Source organism: Trichlorobacter sp., from assembly GCF_030247655.1.
Lineage (GTDB): Bacteria > Desulfobacterota > Desulfuromonadia > Geobacterales > Pseudopelobacteraceae > Trichlorobacter.
On sequence record NZ_JAOTRZ010000113.1, the window covers coordinates 1 to 9024 of the forward strand.

Consider the following 9024-nt stretch of genomic DNA (forward strand, 5'->3'; position numbering starts at 1 on the left):
AGTCTTGCTGCCCTGAAACAGGTTGCCGGGGTCAAAGGTAGTGTGAGCAGTGGTCAGGTAGGGTTTCAGCTAGCTCCCCGCCTGAATGCAGCCGGAAGGTTGGAGAGCGCCGTTCCTGGTGTGGAGCTGCTGTTAAGCGATGATCCGCAGCAGGCCGCAGCATTGGCAGAAGAACTTGATGCTGCCAACCTTGAGCGTCGTCAGGTGGAACGCCGGATATTTGAGGAAGCTTGTGCGCTGATTGAAGCCCAGGGTGGTGTAGCAGAACGTAAAAGCATTGTGCTTTCATCGCCTGACTGGCATCAGGGGGTGGTGGGTATTGTTGCCTCCCGCATGGTGGAGCGTTACTATCGTCCTACGATTCTGATTGCAGAGCGTGAAGATGGTACCGGCAAGGGCTCTGGACGTAGTATCTCCGGTTTTCATCTGCTGGATGCCCTGCATGACTGTTCCGCGCATCTGGAACGGTATGGTGGTCACCGTGCCGCAGCAGGGGTTACCGTGCAGGCAGGACAAATAGCAGCCTTTGCGGAAGCCTTTGAGCAGGCAGCAGCCACCCGGTTAGGGGATCAGGAACTACTACCCCAACTGCAGCTGGATGCTGAACTTCATCCCAATGAATTAACCCTGCAGCTGGTTCAGGAATTGCAAAGTCTGGGGCCTTTTGGCATGGGTAATCAGACACCGGTACTTTTGATGCAGGGAATGAAAGTGGGGGATCTGCGCAGTTTTGGTGAGAACCACCTTAACCTGCGGTTAGAGTGGGATAGGTACCAGTTTAAGGCGGTTGGCTGGGGCATGGCAGATCGCGAAGTTCCAGCATGTATTGATCTTGCCTGTACCGTAAAGATAGATACCTGGAATAATCGTGAACAGCTCAAGCTGGAACTGTAGGATTTTCGTGCCACAGGGGCAACAGATGCAACGTAATGAGCGCTTTGACAAGGCTGAACGGATTATCCAGGTTGGTTTCTGGGTCAATGCTGTTCTGATGGTCATGAAACTGGCTGCCGGATACTGGGGTAAGTCTGATGCTGTCTTTGCGGATGGCATTGAATCAGCCTGCGATTTTATTGCCATTGGCAGTACCATGGTTGCCCTCAAGCTTGGCAGGCAGCCCTATGATGAGCAGCATCCCTATGGCCACGGTCGGGCAGAATCACTGGCTGCCCTGCTGATTTCGCTGGTGATCTGCGCAACCGGCATCTGGATCATGGTGGATGCCATACAGACCATACTGCGCCATGATTTTAAATCTCCCGGTTGGATAGCAGTTGTTGCAGCAGCCCTGACCATTGTCATCAAGGAATGGCTCTACCGTTTCTCAGCAGCAACCGGTAAAAAGCTTGAAAGCCCGTCCTTACTGGCAATTGCCCAGGATCACCGCAAAGATGCCCTGACCTCCGTAGCTACGCTGGCAGGTGTGGTTGGGGCTGTGTTGGGCTTGGGGATCATGGACCCGTTGGCAGCAGCACTGACCTCATTCTTTATCCTGCATATTGGCTGGGAAACCTTTCGCGGGGCTGCCCATGATCTGATGGATGGCTCTATTTGTGGTGATTATATCCAGGATATTACTGAACTGGCTGAAGCGGTTGATTGTGTGGAGCATGTGCATGAAATCCGTGCCCGCAGATCAGGGCAGTACATCATTATTGACCTGAAGCTGGAGATGGACCCGGAGATGACCGTCAAACAGTCCCATTATGTCGCTACAGAGGTAAAACGCCAGATCTTTGAGCGATTTCAGAATGTGGGTGATGTGATGATCCATATCAACCCCCACGATGAAGACCATGAGGACCTGATCCGGCTGTAGCCTATGACAGACCTGCCTATTACCCAGATCCTGCCTCAACTGCTTGTCACCATGCAGGCCCACCCTAACACCGTACTGTCTGCCCCGCCCGGTGCAGGCAAGACCACCCGTGTGCCTTTGGCGCTACTGAACAGCATCCCCCCTCAAGATGGCCGGATCATTATGCTGGAACCTCGGCGGATTGCTGCTGTCTCTGCTGCCCGCTACATGTCGCAATCTCTGGGAGAACAGGTGGGCCAGACCGTTGGCTATACCATCCGTTTTGAGAACAAGATCTCAGCTGTAACCAGGATTGAGGTGGTGACTGAAGGGATCCTGACCCGTCGCCTGCAGAACGATCCTGAGCTGGCCGGTGTTGCCTGCGTGATTTTTGATGAATTCCATGAGCGATCCATCCATGCCGATCTGGGGCTGGCCCTTTGTCTGGAGGCCCAGGCAGCCCTGCGTCCTGACCTGAAGCTGCTGGTGATGTCTGCCACCCTTGATTGCGGGCCGATTGCCAGGTTGCTGGGAGATGCACCGATTGTTACTTCTGAAGGGCGTTCCTTTGCCGTGGATGTGCGGTATCTTCCCCCCGTAAACAGGCAGCAATCAATAGCTGTACAGATGGCCGGGGCTATCAGGCAGGCCCTGCTGGACAATCAGGGAGACCTGCTGGCCTTCCTGCCCGGCAGCGGTGAGATCAGGTCGGTACAACGAGAGCTGGAAGGGCTAGCCAATGCCAGGGTCTGTCCGCTGTATGGTGATCTTCCCTTTGAACAACAGCAGCAGGCCATTGTACCCGGAGAACAACGCCGCGTGGTGCTGGCCACCAACATTGCCGAAACCAGTCTGACCATTGATGGGGTGCGGATTGTGGTGGATGGCGGGATCTCCCGCCGTCTGCAGCTTGATCCGGCCACCGGCCTTGAACGGCTGGTTACGGTGCGAGCCTCCCGGGCATCCGCCCTGCAGCGTACCGGCAGGGCAGGGCGCACCGGTCCGGGGGTCTGTTACCGTCTATATGCTGAACAGAGCTTTCAGGCCATGACCCCGTTTACTCCACCAGAGATACTGACTGCAGACCTGGCACCGTTGGTACTTGAACTGGCTGCCTGGGGTGCCACGCCTGAAGAGCTGGCCTGGCTTGATCAACCACCGGCAGCACATCTGGCAGCGGCACGAGAGCTGTTGCAACTGTTGGGGGCGCTTGACCCAAAAGGCACAATAACCGGGCTTGGCCGCCGCATGGTGCGCCTGCCGGTACACCCGCGTCTGGCACGTTTGCTGATTGCCGGACAGGAATTACAACTGCTGCCCGAGTCCTGCAGAATGGCAGCAGAACTCTCAAACCGATCATCGGCCCTGACAGCGATAGAACGCACAGAACAACAGCTGCTGCAGCTGATGGGGGCACGCAGGGGACACGTCACCCAATCTTCTGCTGATGCAGTGCGGGCCCCGCTTTTTATACTGGGCTGGCCGGACCGGATTGCCAGACGGCGTCCGGGTGATGAAGGGCGTTACCTGCTGGCATCTGGCCGGGGGGCAGTTTGCAGGAATAATCAGGCAGAGCTGCTGGTGGCCTTACAGGTGGATGGCGGCGATGGTGCTGAAGGGGTTATTCATCAATCAGCAGCGGTAACGGTTGAACAACTGCGTCAGACCGTGCCACAGTTGATTACGCGACAGCGTCTCGTTATCTGGGATCAGGCCGCTGCACGGATATCTGCAACGGAACAGGAACAGATCGGGGCGGTTGTCCTCTCTTCCCGTCAGGCCGTTGCCAATGATGCAGAGGCAGTACCATTGCTGTTGGAACAGCTGCGTTGCCAGGGTATCGCCCTGTTGGGCTGGTCGGAAGCTGCCCGCCAGTTACAGGCCAGGGTCATACTGGCATATCGTCTGCTGCCGGAGGATGGCTGGCCTGACCTGTCTGATGCGACATTGCTGGCTACGCTTGATACATGGCTGCTGCCGCACCTGTCAGGTGTACGCTCATTGCAGGACTTGCGGCAGCTGAAATTAATTGATCTGTTACATGAGGTTGTTGGTTGGAAGTTGTCGCAATCACTTGAAACTGTAGTGCCAACTCATTTGGTGATACCCAGTGGCAGAAAGGTGAGCCTGGATTATGCTGATATTGATGGGCCGGTGCTGTCAGTCAAGCTGCAGGAGCTGTTTGGTCTGGCAGCATCCCCCACAATCTGTCGGGGTAGGCGGGCTGTACTGGTACACCTGCTTTCACCTGCCGGGCGACCGGTGGCGGTTACCAGAGACCTGAAGGGCTTTTGGGAGCGGGGATACCAAGAGGTTCGCAAAGAGCTGCGGGGCAGGTATCCCAAGCATCCCTGGCCGGATGATCCCTGGAATGCAGTGGCGACGCATCGGACAAAAAAGGCGCTGGCGTCCCAGAAAAACGGATGATCGCTGCAAAGAAGAGTATGGCCTTTGTCAACAGTCTGACAAAGGCCATATAACTTGGTGGTGTTTCTGGAGAAGGTCGTTAGCGCACTTTCTCTACAGGCACAGGTAGATGGGTTGAGTTGAGCAAAGAAGGTCCATGGGCAAACTGGATTCGCTCGGCAAAATAGGGCGTTCCGTAGCCACTGCCGGTATAGTTCTGTTTTACCAGAATTCCTTTTTGCAAGCGGTAACCGTACTTTGATTTGTAGATAACATCTGCCTTGCATTGTCTGTACAGAATAGCACCCAGCGAATTTCTGATTATTTTCCAAGTGGTCTTGGTTGCAACGTCAATCAGTTGATTTTCTGCAGAACCGGTGGCAGAAGATTTCAGCGCCTTATCAATGGCAATCCACTCGCCGGTGGCATGACTCAGTTTCTTTGCCGAGCTATTGCGGGCCATGGTATTGCGACCTTCATTGGTTATGATAAAATCAATAGTAGTTTCAGCTATTGACGGCCATTTGGCAAAATAGCTATCTTCAAATTCGTAGGCTGTGTTCAGAGGAATTGTCTGTTTGGAATATGCCTTCAATTTAAGTTTGTGAGGGCCGTTTTTCAGGTTGCCGCTGTAAATCAGATCAAGCAATGCATAGACCACTGCATTTTCAGGCTGAAACAGTTTTGATTTGTTAAAGGGGGCCTCAACTACGCCAATACCTGCATCTGTTTTGGGTAAGACAACAAAATCAAACGTTTTAGTCCCGGTATAGTCGGCACCTTCAAGTTTGGCAGACCATGCTGCTACCGGCATGTTATCAACAGATACATACAACTCCAGATAACCGTTATCATAGTCACAAGAAGATGCCTGGCACCATTTCATGTTGTAAAATTTGGGGCTTTGCGGCAGTTCCAGTTTTGCTGTCAGGTCGTTAGAACCTGCAGTGAATGCTGTGTTACTTAGAACAAATCTGCCCCTTTCTGTCTCACTAAGTACCTGTTTTTGCTTTGCTCCGCCCTTTGAAAGGGCGGAAGAAAGGATTGCATCAACATCTGACGAGCTTGCTTCTTTTGATGAGCTAGCATCATTTTGTTGTGGGGATTCGTTTTGGGGCGTTGAATCAGTTTTTGCTGGGGGGAGCATACTCTTGAAACTGTCCAGAGAAAAAGCGTGGGCACCGTTTTGGCTGCCCAATATCAACACTGCTACCAAATTTAAAGCTACTATGCAGTATTTCATGTAAAATACCTCTCTTCGTTCTGCTTTGATTTTGTTCTGTATTGATTCCTATAACATAGAAAAATAGCGAGTCAAGCTGGAAAGGAGCTACTCAATGCTGTTTGAAATGCATTGCCATACTGCTGAAAAATCGAGCTGCAGCTCGGTTGCTGCTGTTGAGCTGATCCGGCGGGTGCAGGCCAGAGGGCTGCAGGGGATCGTGCTGACCGATCATCACGCCATCTGGGAGGTTGAAGAGCTGACTGAAATTCGCCATCAGGCCGGAGTACCGGGGCACTTTCTGATTTTTGCTGCTCAGGAGGTGACTACCTCAGCCCATGGTGACGTGCTGGTCTATGGGGCAACCAATGCCATCCCTAAAGGCACTCCTTTGGAGCAGATCCGGCAGGATTGGCCCAAGGCCGCCCTGGTGCTGGCCCATGCCTATCGTAAGGGGCGTCGTCCGACTGACGAGCAGTTGCTGAGCCCATTACTGAATGGAGTGGAAATCTTCAGCTCCAACCACGGGGTGGCGGAAAACAGCCGTGGTCTGACAGACTGGCATCGCCTGCGTTTTACCGCCATCAGCGGCACTGACACCCACGGTGTGCAGTATGCCGGATCCTATCCCACCATCTTTGACCATCCGATACAGTCAGTTCAGGAGCTGGCTGACGAACTGCGGGCCGGTCGCTGTCGCCCGTTTTTTAAAGAGATTCCCCGCTCCGGCGCCAATGCCTTGGTAACAGAAGTGACCTTTGGTACCAAGGATGGTGATGAAAACCGGGAGCGGATCATTATCCGTACCCTGACCGATGAAAAGAAATGGAAAGGTACCGAACGGGCTGAAACCATTATGGCGGTAGTGGCAGAGTCAGGGTTTAACCATGGCCGCTACCGGGTTCCGAGGCCGATCGAGATTGATCAGGAGCGGATGACCATTATTGAACAGGGGATCAGGGGACGCTCACTGCATGACAAGCTGCTGGCTGCCGGTCATGTTGATGCCTGCTGGTATCTTGAGTTGACCGGCCGTTGGCTGGCCCGTCTGCACAAGGCACGACTGGCTGTAACGGCAGCAGATGAGTTTGAGCAGCGCGAAGAGGCCAGAATACGAAATTATCTGTCGCGCTTCGAAGCAATCAACCATCGTCATGCCGGTCGAGCCCGGCAGATTGCTGAAGCGATCATCGCGGCTGAACAGGATCGTTCCTGTGGCCATGATTGCCTGGTGCAAGGCCATGGAGATTTTCATCCCAAGAACATCATGATCGGCCAGGATATCCAGGATAATCGCGATACCGTCTTTGTGGCAGCCATTGATTTTGGCAGCTCGCTGATGCTGCCACCTGCCTTTGATCTGGGTACCTTTCTGGCCCAGTACCGCAATCAGCTGTTCAGCCATCAGGAGCTGCTGCAGCGGCTGCCTGAATCGATCTTTATGGATGCCTATCTGGATGAAGGCCCACCGGTGGGGGATGATTTTATCTGGCAGGTGGAGCTGTTTCGGGCGCGTACCAATCTGAGTATTGCCGCATATTTGATTCGAGTGGGGATGGGGGAGAGCGAAGATCTCTGGCGGGTGCTGGTGGATGCGGAACAGAGTTTGAGTCAGATATGACAAAGGCAGCAGGGATGGTGATCCTGCTGCCTTTTAGTAATTAATGTCGTGTTAGGATACCTTGAAGCGTCCCACCAGTTGTTGAAGGGTGGTTGCCAGACCGGAAAGCTGTGATGCTGCAGTGGCAGTTTCATGGGCACCCCGGTTAGCTTCCTGCACCGTGTCAGAGATGCGGGTGATGTTGCCGGTAATCTCGCCGGTGGTGGCGTTCTGTTCTTCTGCTGCAGTGGCAATCTGGTTGATCTGCATGGTGACATTGGAAATCTCTTCCAGAATCTCATCAAGGGCTGCCCCGGAACTGGTTGCATCGTTGGTTCCCAGTTTGACTTCCTGTACTGCGGCACTCATTGCACTCACCGCATCACGGGTTTCAGCCTGGATCGCCTTGATCATCCCGCTGATCTCATGGGTGGCACGGGTGGTCCGTTCTGCCAGGGCCCGTACCTCGTCAGCCACCACGGCAAAACCTCGTCCCATTTCCCCGGCCCGCGCCGCTTCAATGGCGGCATTTAGCGCCAGCAGGTTGGTTTGATCAGCAATATCTTCAATGGTGGCAACAATGGCGCCGATCTGATCAGAACGGGTTCCCAGAGATTCCACGGCACTGGCAGAGTGACTGGCACGGTCGGCAATACGGCCCATAGCAGCAACGGTGTTGCTGACAACCGCTTTACCACGCTCTGCTGTTTCATTGGCCCGTTTAGCTGATTCAACAGCCTGATGGCAGTTCATGGCAATATCATTGCTGGTGGCTGCCATCTCTTCACTGGCGGTGGCAACAGAACCAACCTGCTGTGCCACCTGTTCTGCATTTTCTGACATGTTGCCGGAGGTTGCCTGTAGCTGAATGGCAGATGATGACACTTCGCCTGCTGTACCGGATGTCTGACGCATGATCTCAGTTAGATTTGCCACCATGGTATTAACATCACCCTGAATTGTTCCAATTTCATCCCCGGACTGTACGTTGAGCCGTACGGTCAGATCTCCTTGCACCACCTGTTCACTGGCAAGTGAGGTGTCCTTTAGCGGGGCAAGCGTCTTTTTAAGAACCAAAACCACTAATCCAGCCAACAGTGCTGCACAGACTGCAGCAGCAGCCATCAGTATCCACTGGATCCGTACGGCAGCCTCATACAGTTCTTCTGAGTAGGCGCCCGCCGAAATGAGCCAGTTCCATGGGTTGTCAGCAGTGAAGATGGCTATTTTTTCCCGTGCTTTTGTTTCGCCTTCGTTTTTCCAGTCATACAGGATGGTGCCTTCTTTCTTCTCCAGCATATCCTTGAATAGTAGCTTGCCGTGGGCATCTTTCATATCCAGTACGTTTTTGCCTGCAACAGCCTTGTTTGGGTGGATAAGCATGGTCCCCTTGCCGTCAAGCACATAGGCGTATCCGGTACTGCCCACCTTGATCCGCTGGACCGCCTTAATAAGTTGATCAATATCTTTGTTTATGTTGGTGCCGACAAACAGGGCACCAATAATTTCGTTACCTTGTTTGATCGGTGTGTATTTAGTCATGTACCAGCTGCCGAACAGCCGAGCTATGCCGTGGTAGACCTCGCCAGCCATCAGTTTTTTGTGGGCAGGATGAGTCTCACCCAGCAGGGTGCCAATTGCTCTGCTGCCATCTTCTTTTTTTAACGAGGTGGTGATCCTGGCAAAGTCATTACCTTTGCGGACAAAAATGGTTGCCACTGAACCGGAATACAGGTTGCTGAATTCTTCAACCTTTGCCTCATTCATGTTTTGTACGGAGCCGTTCAGTGTCAGGGTAGGGGTGTCTAGGTCACCTACCTTGACCGTGGCCTGTGTGTTCATAGTAAATCCGTTACTGCCGCCACATAGCTTGATTAGGGAGTCTGACCTTTCATTGGCGTTGTTAATGGTGGCAGTATTGATGGTGGTAATCATGTCACTCAGCAGGCGGATATTAACCTGTAGCTGATTTTTTGTTTCAGTATTCAGTGCGGATTT

General features: G+C 53.3%; 6 protein-coding genes. 4 read left to right on the plus strand and 2 right to left on the minus strand.

The genetic code is table 11. From position 1 onward, the window contains the following. The 3 genes from OEL57_RS10495 to hrpB all read left to right on the plus strand — a co-directional run. The coding region (locus tag OEL57_RS10495; protein ID WP_300740429.1) for a single-stranded-DNA-specific exonuclease RecJ at window positions 1–894 on the plus strand (894 nt) is incomplete at its 5' end. A 25-nt stretch (window positions 895–919) separates the two neighbouring features. Beyond that, window positions 920–1819, plus strand: a complete 900-nt coding sequence (locus OEL57_RS10500; RefSeq protein WP_300740432.1) for a cation diffusion facilitator family transporter — start codon at window positions 920–922, stop codon at window positions 1817–1819. A gap of 3 nt (window positions 1820–1822) precedes the next feature. After that, window positions 1823–4225, plus strand: a complete 2403-nt coding sequence (hrpB, locus tag OEL57_RS10505) for an ATP-dependent helicase HrpB (RefSeq protein WP_300740434.1) — start codon at window positions 1823–1825, stop codon at window positions 4223–4225. 79 nt (window positions 4226–4304) lie between these two features. On the opposite strand, the gene OEL57_RS10510 is transcribed toward hrpB, so the two are convergent. Beyond that, window positions 4305–5447, minus strand: a complete 1143-nt coding sequence (locus OEL57_RS10510; protein ID WP_300740437.1) for a hypothetical protein — start codon at window positions 5445–5447, stop codon at window positions 4305–4307. A 94-nt stretch (window positions 5448–5541) separates the two neighbouring features. Here OEL57_RS10510 and OEL57_RS10515 point away from each other — a divergent pair, with 94 nt between their 5' ends. Then, window positions 5542–7047: a phosphotransferase gene (locus OEL57_RS10515; RefSeq protein ID WP_300740441.1), complete on the plus strand. Its 1506-nt coding sequence runs from the start codon at window positions 5542–5544 to the stop codon at window positions 7045–7047. A gap of 51 nt (window positions 7048–7098) precedes the next feature. Here OEL57_RS10515 and OEL57_RS10520 read toward each other — a convergent pair. Then, a partial coding sequence (locus OEL57_RS10520; RefSeq protein WP_300740443.1) for a methyl-accepting chemotaxis protein occupies window positions 7099–9024 on the minus strand: 1926 nt, incomplete at its 5' end.

Coding starts and splice junctions, on each gene's coding strand:
- OEL57_RS10500 (WP_300740432.1), top strand. CDS start 920: ATGCAACGTAATGAGCGCTTTGACAAGGCTGAACGGATTATCCAGGTT.
- hrpB (WP_300740434.1), top strand. CDS start 1,823: ATGACAGACCTGCCTATTACCCAGATCCTGCCTCAACTGCTTGTCACC.
- OEL57_RS10510 (WP_300740437.1), bottom strand. CDS start 5,447: ATGAAATACTGCATAGTAGCTTTAAATTTGGTAGCAGTGTTGATATTG.
- OEL57_RS10515 (WP_300740441.1), top strand. CDS start 5,542: ATGCTGTTTGAAATGCATTGCCATACTGCTGAAAAATCGAGCTGCAGC.